The organism is Microcoleus sp. Pol10D4, assembly GCF_036701555.1.
In the GTDB taxonomy this organism is placed as follows: domain Bacteria; phylum Cyanobacteriota; class Cyanobacteriia; order Cyanobacteriales; family Microcoleaceae; genus Microcoleus.
Genome location: NZ_JAUBRA010000005.1, coordinates 1 through 17,393, shown reverse-complemented (window position 1 = coordinate 17,393; position 17,393 = coordinate 1). Strand labels below are relative to the sequence as shown.

11 protein-coding genes and 1 tRNA gene are annotated in these 17,393 nt (G+C 44.4%); 8 read left to right on the top strand and 4 right to left on the bottom strand.

What is annotated here, in order from left to right:
* Window positions 1–74: 74 nt before the first annotated feature.
* Window positions 75–584 (top strand): pentapeptide repeat-containing protein, encoded by a 510-nt coding sequence (locus QUA36_RS04385; protein ID WP_333455782.1) that lies wholly within the window; start codon window positions 75–77, stop codon window positions 582–584.
* 127 nt (window positions 585–711) lie between these two features.
* On the opposite strand, the gene QUA36_RS04380 is transcribed toward QUA36_RS04385, so the two are convergent.
* Entirely contained in the window at window positions 712–1,965 is a 1,254-nt protein-coding gene (locus QUA36_RS04380) for an S-layer homology domain-containing protein (RefSeq protein ID WP_333455780.1), read from the bottom strand.
* A gap of 447 nt (window positions 1,966–2,412) precedes the next feature.
* On the opposite strand from QUA36_RS04380, the gene QUA36_RS04375 reads away from it, so the two are divergent.
* Window positions 2,413–3,891: an amidase gene (locus QUA36_RS04375; protein ID WP_333455778.1), complete on the top strand. Its 1,479-nt coding sequence runs from the start codon at window positions 2,413–2,415 to the stop codon at window positions 3,889–3,891.
* 214 nt (window positions 3,892–4,105) lie between these two features.
* Here QUA36_RS04375 and QUA36_RS04370 read toward each other — a convergent pair whose 3' ends face one another.
* Window positions 4,106–4,798, bottom strand: coding sequence for a GDSL-type esterase/lipase family protein (locus QUA36_RS04370; protein ID WP_333164096.1), 693 nt, complete (start codon window positions 4,796–4,798; stop codon window positions 4,106–4,108).
* 80 nt (window positions 4,799–4,878) lie between these two features.
* Here QUA36_RS04370 and QUA36_RS04365 point away from each other — a divergent pair, with 80 nt between their 5' ends.
* The 4 genes from QUA36_RS04365 to QUA36_RS04350 all read left to right on the top strand — a co-directional run bounded on the left by QUA36_RS04365 (window position 4,879) and on the right by QUA36_RS04350 (window position 6,633).
* Window positions 4,879–5,112, top strand: a complete 234-nt coding sequence (locus tag QUA36_RS04365; RefSeq protein WP_333164099.1) for a DNA-directed RNA polymerase subunit omega — start codon at window positions 4,879–4,881, stop codon at window positions 5,110–5,112.
* Between the two features lie 248 nt (window positions 5,113–5,360).
* Entirely contained in the window at window positions 5,361–6,005 is a 645-nt protein-coding gene (locus QUA36_RS04360; RefSeq protein ID WP_333164101.1) for a hypothetical protein, read from the top strand.
* A gap of 148 nt (window positions 6,006–6,153) precedes the next feature.
* Complete coding sequence (locus tag QUA36_RS04355) at window positions 6,154–6,522, top strand: DUF1818 family protein (protein WP_333164104.1); 369 nt, start codon at window positions 6,154–6,156, stop codon at window positions 6,520–6,522.
* 37 nt (window positions 6,523–6,559) lie between these two features.
* Window positions 6,560–6,633: transfer RNA gene (locus tag QUA36_RS04350), tRNA-Pro, on the top strand.
* A gap of 839 nt (window positions 6,634–7,472) precedes the next feature.
* Here QUA36_RS04350 and QUA36_RS04345 read toward each other — a convergent pair.
* Window positions 7,473–8,972 (bottom strand): response regulator, encoded by a 1,500-nt coding sequence (locus QUA36_RS04345; protein WP_333164107.1) that lies wholly within the window; start codon window positions 8,970–8,972, stop codon window positions 7,473–7,475.
* A gap of 9 nt (window positions 8,973–8,981) precedes the next feature.
* Window positions 8,982–15,056, bottom strand: a complete 6,075-nt coding sequence (locus tag QUA36_RS04340; RefSeq protein WP_333455775.1) for an AAA family ATPase — start codon at window positions 15,054–15,056, stop codon at window positions 8,982–8,984.
* A gap of 1,327 nt (window positions 15,057–16,383) precedes the next feature.
* Between QUA36_RS04340 and QUA36_RS04335 the strand changes: the two genes are divergently transcribed.
* The gene (locus QUA36_RS04335) at window positions 16,384–17,106 is read left to right on the top strand and encodes an IS1 family transposase (RefSeq protein ID WP_333455773.1); all 723 of its coding nucleotides are present in this window, start codon (window positions 16,384–16,386) and stop codon (window positions 17,104–17,106) included.
* Between the two features lie 18 nt (window positions 17,107–17,124).
* Window positions 17,125–17,393: helix-turn-helix domain-containing protein (locus QUA36_RS31260; RefSeq protein WP_445301419.1), on the top strand; the 269-nt coding region annotated here is incomplete at its 3' end.

The window sequence follows — 17,393 nt, the reverse complement described above, 5'->3', positions numbered from 1 at the left end:
TCATTAGTCAGCAGTTAACAGTCAACAGTCAGCAGTCAACAGTCAACTATGCCCAATTCCCCATTCCCATCATCATGAAAAGTGTTTTCCGAATATTCCTGAGCCTGGTTTTAAGTTTAGTGTTGGCTGTTGGGTGGGTGCTGCTGAGTGCTACTCCGGCATTTGCCCTGCCGAAAACTAATATTAATTACACAAATATTAATTTGTCCGATCGCGATTTTTCCAACTCGGATTTAGCGGGGGGAACATTTGTCGCTGCTGAAATGCGGGGAACCAATTTTCAAGGTGCTGATTTAACTAATGCGATTTTGACTAAGGGAGTTTTGCTGAATGCCAACTTGTCAGGTGCCAACCTCTCCGGTGCTTTGGCAGATAGAGTTACATTTGATGGCGCTAATTTGACGAATGCTAATTTTTCCGAGGCAATTATGACTCGAACTCGGTTTTTTGATGCTGCAATTTCCGGCGCTGATTTTAGTGACGCGATTATCGACGCTTATCAAGTGACTCTCCTGTGCGAGAAAGCAGATGGTGTCAATCCCGTGACGGGAGTTTCTACCCGCGAAAGTTTGGGATGTCCGTAGGAATTCACACTTCAAGAAAATCGCTGGCTAATTATTTGATTAGATGCACCTGTAGCGAGGTAAAATATACAAATTAAAGCCCCTCTCCTGCAAGGCGAGGGGTTTAAAAAATTTCCTAGTATCGGCTCTATCGAGCGCTACAAATGCCTGTGCTGGCAGTACCAACTACCAAATCGGACTTCAACAGCAAATCTAAATCGGTGTCAGGATTAACAGCATACAAATCGACTTTATCTCGACCCAAAAACACCCCGATCAAAGTCCCGATTCCCGCACCGCCGAGCACCTCTTCAGTCGCGATCGCCCGATCGCCCGTAACACCTGCGATCGCCGCCGCTGCTGCTGCACCCAACGCCGTATTCTTAACCAGATTACCAACATTAACACCCTTGGTAACAGTTTCTTTCCTAGTAATCATTTGCGAAGTGGCATTGAGAGGCACTCTGCTGCCGTTGATGATACTTAATTCTTGAGCCACAAACTGAACGCCCGAAGCAGTCGATCGCAATTCGCCACTAATTTTCGACCCTTCCGGTATCAGCACTTGGCCATTATTGCCCGTGATATCCGAAGCTACAGTCAGCGTAATTGGAGACTTGTCATTGGGGCCGAGCAAAATCTTGCCTTTTGCATACTCGATTGGGATAGTCACCCCGCTGGGAATTTGCACAGCAACCGACTCGCTAACATCAATCTTAGCAATGTAAGGAGAATTAATTGCTCTTGCTTGATTGCTACTCACTAATGTTTGATAGATAAAAGCAGCTACTTCAGCTCGCGTTGCTGACTTGTTCGGTTTGAGAGATTTAGGATTGGGATAGCTGACAACCAACTGTTTTTCAGTAGCAGCAGCAACGCTTTTGACAGCATAACTTTGAATCTCACCAGCATCGCTATAGTAGCTGAGAACATCTTGAAAATCGCACGTAGGCTCATAGCCCATGCCGTTATTTAAAGCGACTACAACTTGAACGCGAGGAATCTGCTGTGCCGGTCTGAAAACATTGCCGGGATAGCCAGACATCCATCCCATTTCGTAAGCTTCGGCGATCGCCCCGCTTGCCCAAAAATTAGACGGAACATCGGCAAACCTTACAGCACCGCGGGTTTTTGCCTTTTTCACAGAACGCACCATTGCCGCGAATTCAGCCCGCGTTACCGGTGCATCCGGCCGAAAACTACCATCGGGAAATCCTTTGATAATTCCTCTTTCTGACAAATCTTGAATAAAGTCTTTTGCCCAGTAGTTACTATTAACATCCGAAAAAGCTGTCTGAGCAAAAGAAGGCGCGGGAGCTAGCATCGGCGCTGCGGTTCCGGCAACGGTTCCCAAGGTTAATAAAACAGATGTACCGGATTTGATGCGATGTAATACAGACATTTTTTGATTCTCCAATTTACACAATTTTTTTATTGAGGAGAACTAAGCTTTTGATAGGCTGATTGATTCTGCCCGAAATGGCTTTTTTCCTCACTTATGTAATCATTATTGAATGCTTTTATTTTTAGTGTGGGGAAGATACGGTCGTTTAAAATAAATATTTTTATTCTGAGTGGGGGATTTTAAAATGCTTAAATTCCTTAAAATCCTTATGTTGCTTATCTCCCTTATCTACCTGGTGTCTGCAATTAACAGGATTTAGGAACAAAGCCGTTTGATATTAGTTAACTATATAAATCCTAAATCATTTGTGAATTTCTTACTCCCTCCCCTTAATAAGGGGAGGGTTGGGGTGGGGTAAAAAATTTACGACTCCTGCAAGGATTGCTATATATTAACTAAAAGCGAATATAATTGACTCGATCGAGAAATACCTGTTTGTTGCTTATGAGTAGCCTGACGTTTGCCTCTGCCCATCAGCTAGCGCGAATGATTCGCGATCGCGAAGTCTCTGCCGTCGAAGTTCTGGACGCTTACCTTACTCAAATCGCAAAGCACAACTCGCAATTAAACGCCATTTGTACCCTGGATGAAGACAATGCTCGTACAAGAGCAAGACTTGCAGATGAAGCCCTAGCCAGAGGAGAAAACTGGGGTGCTTTACATGGCGTTCCCATCACGATTAAAGACATTTTTGAAACAGCCGGACTCCGCACCACAGCAGGCTATATTCCCCTCAAAGATTATGTGCCTCAACAGGATGCAACTGCTGTTGCGAGATTGCGGGCAGCAGGTGCTGTCATCATGGGAAAAACCAACATGGCGGAACTGGCTGCCGATTATCAAAGCATAAATTCTCTGTTTCCACGGGTGAATAATCCTTGGCATCTTGACTACACACCTGGAGGCAGTTCTGGGGGGAGTGCCGCGGCTGTCGCAGCAGGACTTTCACCCTTGGATTTGGGGAATGATTTCGGGGGTTCGGTGCGTCAGCCTGCTCATTTCTGCGGCATATATGGTTTAAAGCCGACAGATCGCCGTATTTCTACAGCAGGGCAGATTCCTGAAGTGCCGGGAATGCCACTGTCTATTCGGCAAATGATGACCGTTGGGTGTTTTGCTCGATCAATCGAAGACATCCGGCTTTGTTTTTCGTTAATTGCAGGCGCGGATCTGCGGCGCCCTGATGTCCCACCGGTTCCGCTCGATCGACCCTCTGGCAAGCCTTTGCAGCATCTCAAAATCGCTTGGACTGCTGAATGGGCCGAAGTTCCCGTTGCTTCTGAAATTCGAGCAGCTATGGAGTCGATCGTGCAGACACTCTCTCACGCAGGTGTCCAAACCGAACGCTGGCTTCCCAAAGACTTTGACCTTTCCCAAATATTGAATCTCTACGGACGGATCTCAATGTACCTCACTATCTACGCTCAACCGCAGGATAGATATAACCTGCGTCGTAGTTTAGAGTTAATCTTTCGCACCGCCACCCAAGGCGACAAGGAACTCCGAAAATTGGGAGATTTCAGCAGATTGCTACCTGAGATATTGAATCCAAGTTTGAAAAGATATTTCGAGGTACTCACACAGCGCGATCGCTTTACTGCCCATATAGATGAGGCATTAGAACCGTGGGATGTATGGCTTTGTCCGGTTGCCGCAACCGCTGCGTTTACTCACCGTCCCGCTTGGAATGCCGTTGACATTGATGGCAGATCCTATCCTTATTCAGTGGCAAACGGATCTTATACCATGCCCTTTAATCTTAGTGGACATCCTGCGGTGGTAATTCCAATTGGACAAACTCAAAATGGTTTACCGATTGGAATGCAAATTGTTGGTAAGCGGTGGCGTGAAATGGAGTTGTTGGCGATCGCAGAGGCGATCGACAAAATGGTTGGTAGTTTGCAACACCCACCTGGTTACTGAGCATTTTATCAAGTTTCACTTGATGGTGAAGAATACAATCAGTGTTAGGGTGCGTGAGGTTTGAGATTTTCTATTTGCACGGAAAGTATGACTCTGACGTACCGTTTTTTGCGGGAGTGGGTCAGTTGTGAGATTCTTAGTTTGTAGCAGAAATAATGCTAGCTGACGCACCCTACTTCATTTTTACTGATGACTAATGACTACTGACTAATGACTAATGACTAATGCTGGCGATCGGTTCCCAACTTGTCACATCTTCAAATAAAGATTGATAGCCCGCTGCATTGGGATGAAGCCCATCTGCAATCAAGCGCGATCGCCACCAATCACTGCCCCGATTTACCCATTTATCAAAAATATCTAAATAGGGAATTCCCCGCAACTCACAAGCTAATTTCGTTGCTTCTTTATACCGATATTGGTCAGCATGACTGTAATACAAACAATCTTGAAAAGGCATTTTACTTTCATCCACCGGCACCATCCCGACAAATATCACCGGACAAAGTTGTTGGGACAGGTTTAATAAATGATCCAAAACAGTTTTAAAATGTTCAAACTCAGTGTAGCTGCGCCCGGTAGGCGACTGCACTCTCGCCGAATCGTTGAGACCTACCGAAAGAATAATCGCATCCGGGACGCGGTTTCTCAGTTCGCCACGGTGGCGAAACTCGTTTTCGAGCCGCTGGGAGACTTGATAGGTGCGATCGCCCCGAACCCCCAAATTGTATAAAACGTGTCCTGCACTCTCCGGTAACATCCACTGGCGCCGCAATCTTTCCACCCAGCCACCGCCTACACCGTCGCCGAAACCGTAGATTAAGCTGTCACCGAAAGCAACCAATTTGAGGGGATGAGAGTTTCCCCGATGCAAGTGACCAAAGGAATAGGCTGTTGCTACCTGCATAAGCAATGATACTCAGTTAATAAATTATGAATCTTGACATACTAGACTAGAATGTAACATTACATAAAGTAGGTAGTCTCATGGCTAATAAGCGTCCACCCTTCGATTCAACTCAGCTAACCCGTCGGGCGGAAGAATTGATCAGTGCTGCATCCAACCGCTATCGGATTACGGTGCAGGTGGCGAACCGCGCAAAACGCCGTCGCTATGAAGATTTTGACAATATGGACGACCATCAAATGAAACCTGTAATGCGGGCAATATTTGAGATGTCGGACGAACTGACTCAGCCGGAAATTATCGGAGACATCTAGACTTCGGGAGTTTTGGGTTTTGAGTGGTGAATTGCGAGCAATTTTTTTAAACTTCACACTCAAAACTTTTTCAAACTAGACTGGCGGGCCAGGGCGAGAAACCCGGTTTCTTCTTAGCTGTCTCGTTGACAAACTTCTGATTTTCCTAAACCGGGTTTCTTTTCCTAAGTCCTAAAATTATAAACTAGGACATCTGCTTGGAGGTAAGTTTATGAAATTATTCTATTTTTGAAATTATTATCAAAACTGTGAAGAAATTAAAGCTGGCCTTGAGTTTTCTGTTCGTTACTTTGAGTGTGGCGATTTTCACGCTTTTGAGTTGGGTATTGGAATCGGGCGAACTGAGTCTGTCGGCTTTGGAACCTTCGCTGCTGCGGAGTTCTGAGTCTGCGTCTGTGCAGCGGGTTGCTCAAGAATCTGCGCCGTTGCAAGTGAGGGTGCAAGATGCGTGGAAATTGGTGTACGAAAAATTGCCGGATTTCCCGATCGAAAATAACTACATTTCCAAGGAAACTGGAAAAGTCGATTCTACCAATACTTTAGTCGGGCGGTTGATTCGATATCACGTATTTGTCAAAGGACGCCCGCCCAATTACCGCTTTGATTGGAAGTTGAGTTTAGCTGACTATTTGGGCGCGACTCCCGATTATTTGGTGGAAAGCGTGTATCCGGGAAACGACGTTTTGCGGTCAAATCCGATGGAACAGGATCGCGCTGCTATTCAAAGGTTAAATAGAGCACAGCGGGATGCTTTGGTTCAAGCTTTGGTTGATGTCTTTACCGAGACTTCCGGGCGTGGGCGCACACCGACGGGCGAAAAACCACAAGGGCGATCGAGTTCGCCGGAGATACCGCAGCCGCAGCCGGGAGATGCGAAGTTGCTGGCACCTTAATACTCACGAATGCAGAAACCGGGTTTTTTATGGAAATACTGCATTTGAGCTTTTAACACAAGTAAAAAACCCGTTTTCTTTCGTATTTATGGGTAAGTCCTACTAATCTAAAATCTAAAATCTAAAATCTAAAATCTAAAATCCCTCAATGGTGGAACGTGTAATTAAAACGGGTGTTGGGTGGCGTTTGGGATGGAACCCAGAGGCCCAGGAGTTTAAGGGTTTGGTGGCTGGCGACGGTTGGGCGATCGAACTCACGGAGGCTGAGTTAAACGATTTTTGCCGATTGTTGGGGCAATTAGCAGGCGCAATGAGTCAAATGGCTTCTGAGTTAATGGACGAGGAAAAAATAGCTATTGAAGCTGAAAGCGACTTGCTGTGGGTGCAGGTGGAAGGCTATCCCGAAGCTTACAGCGTGCAATTGATCTTGAATGCTGGCAGGAGGTGCGAGGGTTTTTGGCCGACGGCTGTGGTTCCGACTTTGGTGCAGGCTGCAAAAGTTTTAAAAGTTTTTTGACTTTTTCGGGAATTCTATGCTAAGCTATTAAAGCTGTCGGGGCGTAGCGCAGCTTGGTAGCGCACTACTTTGGGGTAGTAGGGGTCGTGGGTTCAAATCCCGCCGCTCCGATAGATGGAATCCTTGAGAAATCAGGGATTCCATCATTTTAGGGAGATTTCGCAGCACATTGTCATTCTCAATAAGTAAGGGGTGACAAGATATGACCGAAAAACGAGACGCAAGCCCCTGGCTTCAGACACGGGGATAAGTCGGCAGCGGTTTCAACCGCCTTCAATTCTTGGTATAATACACACAGCAAGTAAGAATAACCATCTACGTGTTGAAACAACCTAGTACGGTGAAATCCCGGCAACGGACATATCCAACTTGATTCGGAATAGTTAAAGGGCAAACAAAAGGCAGGTTGTTGAGCGTACCTATCTGGCATTAGTGGTGGACTCTAAAAGCACAAAAGCTAAAAGTATACGCAAAGTTTGGATTTGTCTAAGCTGAGTGGGTAGAGGCGCTTTGATTTCGCCTTTGAAAGTTCAGATACGAACTCTTCAAGAATCCCCGTCCCTTTAGGGCCCGGGAGTATCAAATACTCAGACAAAAAGTGGGATAAAACTGCTATATCACTTCAGGCTGTGTAAGGTCAATGTTGCAGCATTTGGGCGAGAGAACGAGGCTAGTTTAGTCGATCCCTTGCGAGGCTTTGCCTCTATGTCTTACGTCGTTGCTGTTGAATCCGATCGAATGGTCGGACATATTTGTTAAAAATCCAGATTATTTACAGGTGGATTTTTTTGAGGGCTATCGCACCCGAATACTTCATTCTGTAGGTGAGAAATCAGTGGTGGGTTAGAGAGTAACATCGAAGCGCGATCGCCCCTTAGTTTTTTTAACTTTCTATCCTGAAATTGTCCTAAAAAATCAACCCAATGGATTCACTAGCTTTTTGCATAACATCAAGCTGACAGCGACAACACAGGAGACTCCTGCCGAATCGGAATCTCAATAGTAAACTCTGTTCCCCTGCCTGGTGCAGAAACACACCCCAAGCTTCCCCGGTGTTTTTCCACTACAATTTGCCAGCTAATAGATAGCCCAATCCCTGTGCCCTTACCGGGGGGTTTTGTCGTAAAAAACGGGTTAAATACGTGGCGACGAACCTCTTCTGAGATCCCTGGCCCATTGTCCACAATTCGGACAACTACGCAATTGCTGCTTGTTACTTCTGTGCTAATCCGAATCACGCTAGGATTCGCTTTAATTTCTTCTAGCGATCTCTGCTTGTTCCACTCGTCAATAGCATCGATCGCATTTGCAAGTACATTCATAAATACCTGATTCATTTCTCCCCCATAACAGTCCACTTCGGGCAGGTTTGGGCAATAGTCCCGCACCACTTCAATCGAGGGGCGGTCTGCCTTAAATTTTAGTCGGCTCTGTAAAATCATCAGCGTGCTGTCCATGCCTTCGTGAAGGTTGACCGATCTCATTTCATATCCTTCTTGCCGTGCGAAGAGGCGCAAAGACAAAACGATTTCGCGGATGCGATCGGCTCCTAAGTACATCGATTTGAACAATTTAGGCAAGTCGTTTTTGACATAATCTAGCTCGCTTGCTGCGATTTCTGCTTGTATATCTGGAGCCGGATTAGGATAGTGCTTTTCGTAGAGGTCAAGGATAGTGACCAAAGCTTTTGAATATTCCAGAGCATAGGAAAGATTTCCATAAATAAAATTAATTGGATTATTGATTTCATGGGCTACGCCAGCTACGAGTTGGCCTAGCCCGGACATTTTTTCGCTCTGAATGAGCTGGCTTTGCAGCTCCTTGAGTTCGTGCAGGGAATTTTCGAGTTCTAGGGCTTTGTGCCGCTCTCGCGCTTCCGATGCTTGCAAAGCTGCTTCTGCAAGCTTGCGTTCAGCAGCCTCCTGCTTGAGGCGTTCATTCGTTTGGGAAAGTTCAGCGGTGCGCTGTTCTACTCGCGTCTCTAGCTCTTGTGTCAAAACTTGTAGGTCGGCTTGCGCTCGCTCGCGCTCGACAATTTGCGCCTGAAGCTTTTTAGTTAGATTTCGCAGATTCAGGTGCGTGATAGCCCTAGCTAAAACTTCTTCCTGTTGAAGGGGCTTAGTGATATAATCAACTCCCCCCACATTAAAGCCTTTGACTTTGCTTTCTGTATCGTCTAGCGCGGTCATAAAAATGACTGGGATATCTTTAGTTAAGTCACTTGCTTTTAGATGTTGACAGGTTTTAAATCCGTCCATCTCTGGCATCAGAACATCCAACAAAATTAAATCCGGCTGGCTATATTGCACTTTTTTGAGAGCGTTAGACCCACTGCGAGCTACCCAAACAGTGAAGCCAGATGCGCTCAAAAAATCCAATACTGAACCCAGATTAGTGGGCGTATCATCCACAATTAAAATGGTTCCTCTGTCTAAAGATTCGCTAGTCATTTTTAGTCCTCATCTAAACTGTTGAACAAATTCAACTAATTTGTCTTCTTCAAAGTTTTTGGTTAATTCAAGCAACTGATTGGCAAAAGGTGCATAACGCATATCTATTGCCTTCAGCTTGCTGGCTCGCTTCTCAATACTGAGGAGTTCACCTTTCATGGCTAAATCGAACAGGACTGCAACTTCTTCCGAAGGGGGAGCAATCAGTTGTTGGTCTGGGATTTGAGAAGGGGAATCGGTGAAGATACCTTCTGAACTGAAAGTTGTTCGCTCCTCATAAATCCATTCTAAACCTAAATGGTAGCCCAAACATTCTAATAACTTTTCTGCCCGAATTGGTTTGAGGAGAAAAGCGTTGCAACCCGCCTGGAAAATACTGTGGGGTTCGCCGGATAAAATGCTAGCAGAAGTTCCGATCGCGATTACATCTTTCAATGCAGGGATTTTTCTGATCCGCCTCACCGCTTCAAAGCCGTCCATGACGGGCATTACTAAGTCAATTATAATACAGTCCGGTTGAAATAACAGCGCTTTATTCACGCAGTCTTGACCGTCCGTTGCCTCCATTAATTCAAACCCAATAGGACCTAAAAGATTAACTAGGACAGAGCGATTTTCCCAGCGATCGTCAACGACTAAAATTTTCTGCTGAGAGCCTGAGAAACCCCTGATAATTTTTTCAGGTTCTTTTTGATACCCTTCCCAGCTTTCGGTAATAGGCAACTCTAACTCAAACCAGAAAATACTGCCTTTACCTAAAGAGCTTTGTACTTTCAGTTCGCCGCCCATCATCTCCACTAATTGGCGACTAATTGGCAGCCCTAATCCTGTCCCCTCTATTTGGCTAACTGAACCGCTGGCTTGCTCGAAGGGCAAAAATATTTTTGAGAGTTCGTCCGGCGCGATGCCAATTCCCGTATCTTCTACTTGGAAAATAAATTTCGCTCTTAGGGATTGGGGATTGGCGATTGGTGATGACAAAGATGGCTGAGCCTCCAATCTGTCTACTTTAAAACTAACGCCTCCTTTCTCGGTGAATTTTATGGCATTACCGAGTAAGTTGATCAGAATTTGCCGCAATCTTTTTTCATCGGCTTGGACGCAAGTTGGAAGTGGAGTTAGCGGTTCGTAAATCAAAGAGATTCCCTTCTGTTGGGCGCGAATCTGGCAGATTTCAGTAATGCCTTGGAGAAAGTCTGACAGGTGAAACTCGGTGAGGTAGATTTCCATTTTTCCGGCTTCGATTTTGGAGAGGTCTAGAACGTCATTGATCAGAGTTAGGAGGTGTTCGCCACACTGATGAATGATGTTAATACCAGAATTTTGCTGACTGGTTAAACCTGTGTCTCGTTTGAGGATTTGGGTATAACCTAAAATGCCGTTGAGCGGTGTGCGAAGTTCGTGGCTCATGTTGGCGAGAAATTGGCTCTTGGCGCGGTTTGCGGCTTCGGCAGCTTGCTCGGCTCGCTGTCTCTCTTGAATTTCTACTTCTAGGCGCGTATTTTTGGCTTTTAATTCCTCGGTTCGCTCTTCTACTTTGACTTCTAAAGTGTGATAGAGGTTGGCATTTTCTAAGGCGATCGCAACTTGTCCCGATAGCATCCGCAACACTTCTACCCGCTTCGGCGTGAAAGCGCCAGCAATCACGTTGTTTTCTAGGTACAGGATGGCACTTAACTTACCTTGATATAGGATAGGCGCACACAAAATTGATTTTGGTTTGTGTTGGGCAATGTAGGGGTCGGCGTTAAAGATTTCCTCGCGGCCCGAATCATTTAAAACGACATCTTTCTGAGTTCTGGTGACGTAATTAAGTACCGAGATAGGCACTTGCCCAGAAGTTGATACTGGTAAAGATTCTAGCACTCGGACTTGATCTTTAGTCCCCGCCGCTTCTATAACAAGTTGACCCTCTTTTGAGAGAATAAGCGCTCCAGTTTCAGCACCTGCATTTTCTATCAAAATTTTCATTAACTTGGTGAGCAAGTTAGGTAGAACAATTTCGCTAGAAATGGCACTAGATGCTTTCATTACAGTTGCCAAGTCTAGCAACTCTGTTTGACCGCCTGTAATGGTCAAAGGAGGAATTGTCCTCGTAGGGTCGAAAGGGGTTTCGGTGACCACAGGCGATCGCGCTATTAATTGCGGGTATTTTTCTTCTAGATGTTTAACTTTAGCTAAAGCTCCCCAGCGCATATAGGCATAATAAGCATCGGTCATGTAGGTGCGGGCAATCTTTTCTTTACCCCATGACAAATAAAATTTGGCAGCGAGTTCGTGAGCCAATGCTTCTTCGTTTATGTACTCGTTTTCTTTCGCAAGAGCGATCGCTTTGTCGTAGATCTCGATCGCTTCTACTTTTTCGCCTAAAACCCGATGCTTTTCGGCCTCTACCAAATAGAATTTATGCAGATGATTCATTGGGGCATAATGTGCCCAGTTTTGCAACTTTTCTTGATTAGCTTGTACTCGGTTAAGAATGTCCTGTTGGTCAGACGGCGAAGTTTCAGGATACACAGCTAGCCGTATTAGAGAATCGTAGAAATAGAAAATAACAACAGTTAGCTGCCCTGTCGATGAGCCGAAAGAACTTTCTACTTGAGGGATATTTTGTAAGGCTTCCTGGTAATTATCAAACACATAACAAAGCGCAAGTTTGTGCAAGTATAAGTAATGAATTGCCAGTTGATTGTTGGTTTGCTGGTATAGCGGCAGCATTTTCTCTTCATCGTATACTTCCCCCTGTAACTGGCATAAATTTTGGCTGCTTCCCATCATGTTTAAGACGGCTTGCCAACAAATCTTTGTATTATTAAGCGCTGTTTCTTGGCTGATTTTATGAAGTGCATCTGTGTAAGTTGCTATCTCTCGTTCAAGTTGCATTAGTTGCTTGCCAACAAAAAACGAGTAATGACTCCACACCATGACGGCATAGCCAGCATATTCTAAATCTCCAGTTTCCAGCCCGGTAGAGAAAGCTGCCAGGAAAGGTTCTAAGGTATTTCGGACGTGTTCTTTCCAATGTTGAACGGCAGCATACACTAAGTGGCAAGTCTTGACTTCGATTTCTTTGCCATTTAACTTTGACACTAGACGTAAAGCTAATTGGCCCAATTCATAGCCCCGCTCAATATCTCCTACCGCCCCGCAAAGAAGAAGACTGTATACCGCATATGCAAAGGGAGACACAGAAGCATTGCCATATTGAACGGATAAATTGACCTGTTTGCACACTGTTAAAGGCACCAGTACGGGCATCCCAGAATAGCAAGCAGAAAATATACTTGACAAAATCCTGATCGCTGCTAATTGATAAGGATCTGTCATTTCAGGGAGATCAATTAAGTCCTCAATTCGAGTTCCGCTCAAAATTGCCGCAGTTTCCCCCAGCGCCTGCCCAATATCAGATGGGTTTGGTGAGTCAGGAAACTCTACGTCCAACTGCTTTAAGACTTGTAGCCCCGTATTCAATGCTTCGAGCAGCTTGTTCTGCGCCATATAAGCTTGAATCTGGACTTCGTACACTTTTACTTTGTCCAATAGCGTTTTGGCGCAGTTTTGTACTATCTCAACGAATCTCTGCATTCCGTCAAAATCACCACTCAAATATGCTGACTCTGCTGCTTCCTCATGCAGCCTTAATGCCAGTTCATACCGATTGTCCCAACTATCTACCGCTAGCAGAGATAAACCCACTTGCAAATATTTGACGGCGGAATCGTGGGCTGTAGCAGCTTTCGCTTTCTGACCTGCAATCAGATTCAATTGGGCTAGTTCATATTTTTGGGATTCAGTTGTAAGTAAGTCTGTACCATAATTGAGTTGGTTAACTAAAGCGAAAATATTTTCTTTTCGGTCTTCTGGCGTTGTACTTTGCAGGAGCAGTTGACCGATTTTTAAGTGGGTCTCTTTTTTCTGATCATCGGGAATCAAAGAATAGGCAGCTTGCTGCACTCGGTCATGTAAAAACTTGTAGTCAACCTTGACATCAGTTAATGTAAAACCGCCCGATTCTTCCTGACTAAATACGAGGGGAATTTTGTATTCATTGCTCAAAGGTAAAATCAACCCAGCTTGAAGTGCTTCCCACAATTGCGCCGCCGTGATTAAGGATGATTCCTGATTAACAATCGCCAAAACTTCTAAGTTAAAAGTGTTGCCAATACAAGCAGCAAATTTTAATACTTTTTGTGTATATTCGGGCAATTTGCGTATGTTTCTAGCAATCAGTTCGACAACATTGTAATCGGTGATGCCGATCGCTTGAATTTGTTCGATATTCCATTGCCAACCCCCCTTTGTCCCCCCTTGGTAAGGGGGGATTAGGGGGGTGAAGTTATAAGTCAACAAATCTTCTTGATAGAGAGTTTTGAGGAGTTGACTTAAGAAGAAAGGATTGCCCTGTGTTTTATTAAAAAGTAGAGACGCGAAATTTCGCGTCTTTACAGACAGGGATTCCGAACCGCCAGATTCATTTAAAGTATCCGCAATTAATTCTTCGACATGAACCAGGTGTAATGGTTGAAGGACAATATTATTCACCGTCGCACCCGTTTTGCGAATCTTGTCAATCGTTTGAATCGTCGGATGAGTGGGAGAAACTTCATTATCTCGATATGCCCCAATCAGCAATAAATACTTGCTATCAGAATCAGTTATTAGCAATTCAATTAATTTCAACGATGCCGAATCCGCCCACTGCAAGTCATCGAGGAAAATAACTAAGGGATGGTCAATAGTGGTAAATACGCCAATGAATTGTTTAAACACGCGACTGAAACGATTTTGAGCTTCAGTTGCCCCTAATTCTGCTACGGGTGGCTGTTTGCCAATAATTAATTCGACTTCAGGGATAACATCTATGATGACTTGTCCGTTATCGCCTAAAGCGGATAACAGTTTTTCTTTCCAAGTTTGGATTTCTGCTTCGCCTTCGGTTAGAAGTTGCTGAGTTAAGGATTGGAATGCTTGAATGAGGGAAGCATAAGGAATATTGCGCTTGAACTGGTCAAATTTACCCGCAATAAAATAGCCTCGTTGCCGCACAATGGGTTTGTGAACTTCATTGACCAACACTGTTTTGCCTATCCCGGAATAACCGGAAACCAGCATTAATTCGGTGGTGCCACTGGCAACGCGATCGAAAGTTTCTATAATTATTTCAATTTCTTGGTCGCGACCGTAGAGCTTTTGCGGTATATTTAATTGCCCTGCTTTATCCGCACTTCCAACAACAAAGTTGGAAATATATCCGCTAGCCTGTAGTTTTACCAAGCAAGTTTCTAAGTCAAATTTTAGTCCCTCAGTGCTTTGGTAGCGGTCTTCAGCATTTTTAGCTAATAACTTCATCGCAATCGCTGAAATTTGTGGTGGGATTTCAGGATTTAGCTGGTGAAGGGGAATGGGAGTTTTGGCAATATGGCTGTGTACCAATTCCAGCGGGTCTGTGGAATTAAAGGGCAACTCGCCTGTGAGCATTTCATAGAAGGTAACGCCTAGTGAATAAAAATCAGTGCGGTAGTCAATTGACCGATTCATCCGGCCAGTTTGTTCGGGCGACATATAAGCGAGGGTGCCTTCGAGCAAATCTGGATGGCTGAGCGTCGAATTTTCTCGCTCTAGGCGCGAAGCGATGCTGAAATCAATAATTTGAACTTTTTCAGTGGCTGGGTTGATGATTATATTTTGTGGCTTTACATCTTTATGAATAATGTTATGTTTATGGATTTCTGCTAAGGCAGAGACAAGCTGGAGACCCAAAGAAAGAAATTGAATGATTGTGAGTTTTTTACCCTTCATCCAATCGTTGAGAGACTCGGAGCCTGAATCTTGTAATATCAGTGCTAAACCGTTTTTATAGCTTTCTAAACTAATGGCTTTGATAATCGGTTCTACGTTCAAGCTTTGCAGAATTTGATATTCGTGCCGCAAGCGGGTGATGTCAGAAAGAGTGGGATACTCAGCCTTTAGCGTTTTGACGATCACGCTGGACAAGTCCGAAATCCTCCGAGCGCGATTGACTGAAGTTCTTATCCCGCTGTGGAGAGTTTCAACGAATTGATAGCCAGCTAAGTTGATAGTCATTGTTATTCTAGCGATCGCAAGGGAATTGAGCGTGAGGTTAAGGCCGATTTTAAAACTTAATTATTATTGGAGCTGATTGTAACATAGTAATTTACTCAACAAAAGTGAGCTCATGTTTCGCTTCTGGCAATCGTGGTCTCATGAGATTGTGTTGTTAACTGTGCTGCCTCAATGCGCGTTTTGGGTGTTTGTTGGGGGATTAGTCGGCTGCACTTTCAAGTGGGGTGTCGAGGGAGCGTTTTCCCCTTGCTGATAATTATCCTTGTCAACTATCACCCGTTGGTGACAAGCTAAGACTTAATTGCATTTGTCAATCAGTAATATTACTCAAAAAAACCACTTTTTTAGGAGTGGAAAATTTACGATTTGATAGGGAGTAGGTATAAATATCATGGTAGGCATGATTCCTCGATCGCCAAAATCTCAGTTTTATGCCCAAAATCCGAGTAAATGTTGAGCATAATTGCTGATTGACAAATGCTTTATTAGCTTAACTTGTTACCAATGACCATCACCTCAAACCGAATCAGTGATCCATCCGCAAGCCGAACAATCCCAATGAACAGGCGGCGTTTCATACTGGGGGTAAGTCATTTCACCTTGGAGACACCGGCCAGTAAACAGTGAGTGGGTATCCAAAAGTTCTAACTGTTTCTCTGGTGTCCACCGCTGCCTCGGTTGCAGAATCAATTCGCAGCCATAGTAGCTTGCCCCTTCGGGTTCCCACAGTTCATCGGGTTAGGCGTTGGGGTCTGGTCAAAGGTCGGGGCAAGTGTCGGTGTCTGAGCCTGTGGGATGAACTGCACAGATTAAGTGTGGGTTGCGGGCGTAGAGGAGACAGCGATGGCTCGACCCCGGCTTACGCCTACGCATTCGGGAAGTTTGGGCATGGCGGGCGTGTTGGAGTTTTGGTTTGGATTTAGTTTCCCCCAGAACAGAGGCGAGCGTATCCTTTGATAATATGCCTAATTTGCTGGGGCGATCGTCCCTCATCAAATAATGAAACTATTGTGTGACGGGGTTGTTTGCATCTTCCTCATGATGGCTGCCGCTTCCCGCTTTAATAGCTATCTTTTTTTCGCTCTATTTATGCTTCTTTTTTAGCGAGCAAACCCTCAGCGTTAACAATTAAAGTTATTACTTTTCGTAGTTTATGCCTAGTATAGCAATCCTAAATCATTATCAAGACTATGATACAATTATATGCAATACTTGATTGTGACAATAAAACCATGAATAACTTACAACTGCCCCAAAAAGAGGTAGTGCCCTGAAGGAAAGGATCGAGTAAGTTACTATTAGAGAGAAGTGTTTACCATAGTGTGATATGACAATAGAGATTCCCCATTGTCCTAATTGTGGCTCAAAAGAAGTTAGTCGGAACGGTCAAACTCGACAGGGTAAACAAAACTATAAATGTCGAAAATGTGGCCGTCAATTTGTTTTAAATCCGGCATGGAAACCTATTACAAAAGAACAAAAGGAATTAATGTCACGGATGTTACTTGAACGTATTTCTCAAGCGGGGATTGCTCGGGTACTGCAAGTGTCAGAAGATACAGTGCAGCGATATGTCAATAGCCAAGCGGCTGCTGTTAAGAAGCAAGTAGAGGTGACTCCCAAGGAAAAAAAGCGCTTGAATGTTCAGATGGATGAGTTATGGTCATTCGTTGATAGTAAAGGGAATCAGCAGTGGGTCTGGCTGGCATTGGATGCCGAGACTAGGGAAATTGTTGGTGTACATATTGGAGATCGTAGCGCAGTATCGGCTCAATCTTTATGGAATTCAATACCACCAGTGTACCGTCAATGTGCAGTAATTTATACAGACCATTGGAGTGCTTATGATTCTGTATTGCCAAGCATTCGTCATCAAAGTGTAGATAAAGACAGTGGTTTGACTAGCTATATCGAGCGCTTCAACTGTACTCTTCGACAAAGAGTTTCTCGACTGGTAAGAAAGAGCTTAGCCTTCTCTAAAAAATTAGAAAATCATATTGCTGCAATTTGGCGCTTCGTACATCATTACAATGCTAGTTTACAACTCTAAATGCCTACTTTTCTTTGAATTCAGTTTTATTCTCTCGATCCTTTCCTTCAGGGGACTACCCAAAAAGATAGGGAAAAAGAAATAGATTGTTTACAATCTTTCATTAAAAGTGATATCGATGCCAGAGAACTAAAACGAGCAATAGCTGTAAGGATGGCGATCTCAGGTAATATCTACCATGAAATTAGCCAGATTTTGGGTGTAAGTAAGTTTTTTATTGGTTATTGGAAAAAGCAATTTAAAACCAAAGGCATCGCCGGAATCAAACTAGGACATAAAGGGTCAAA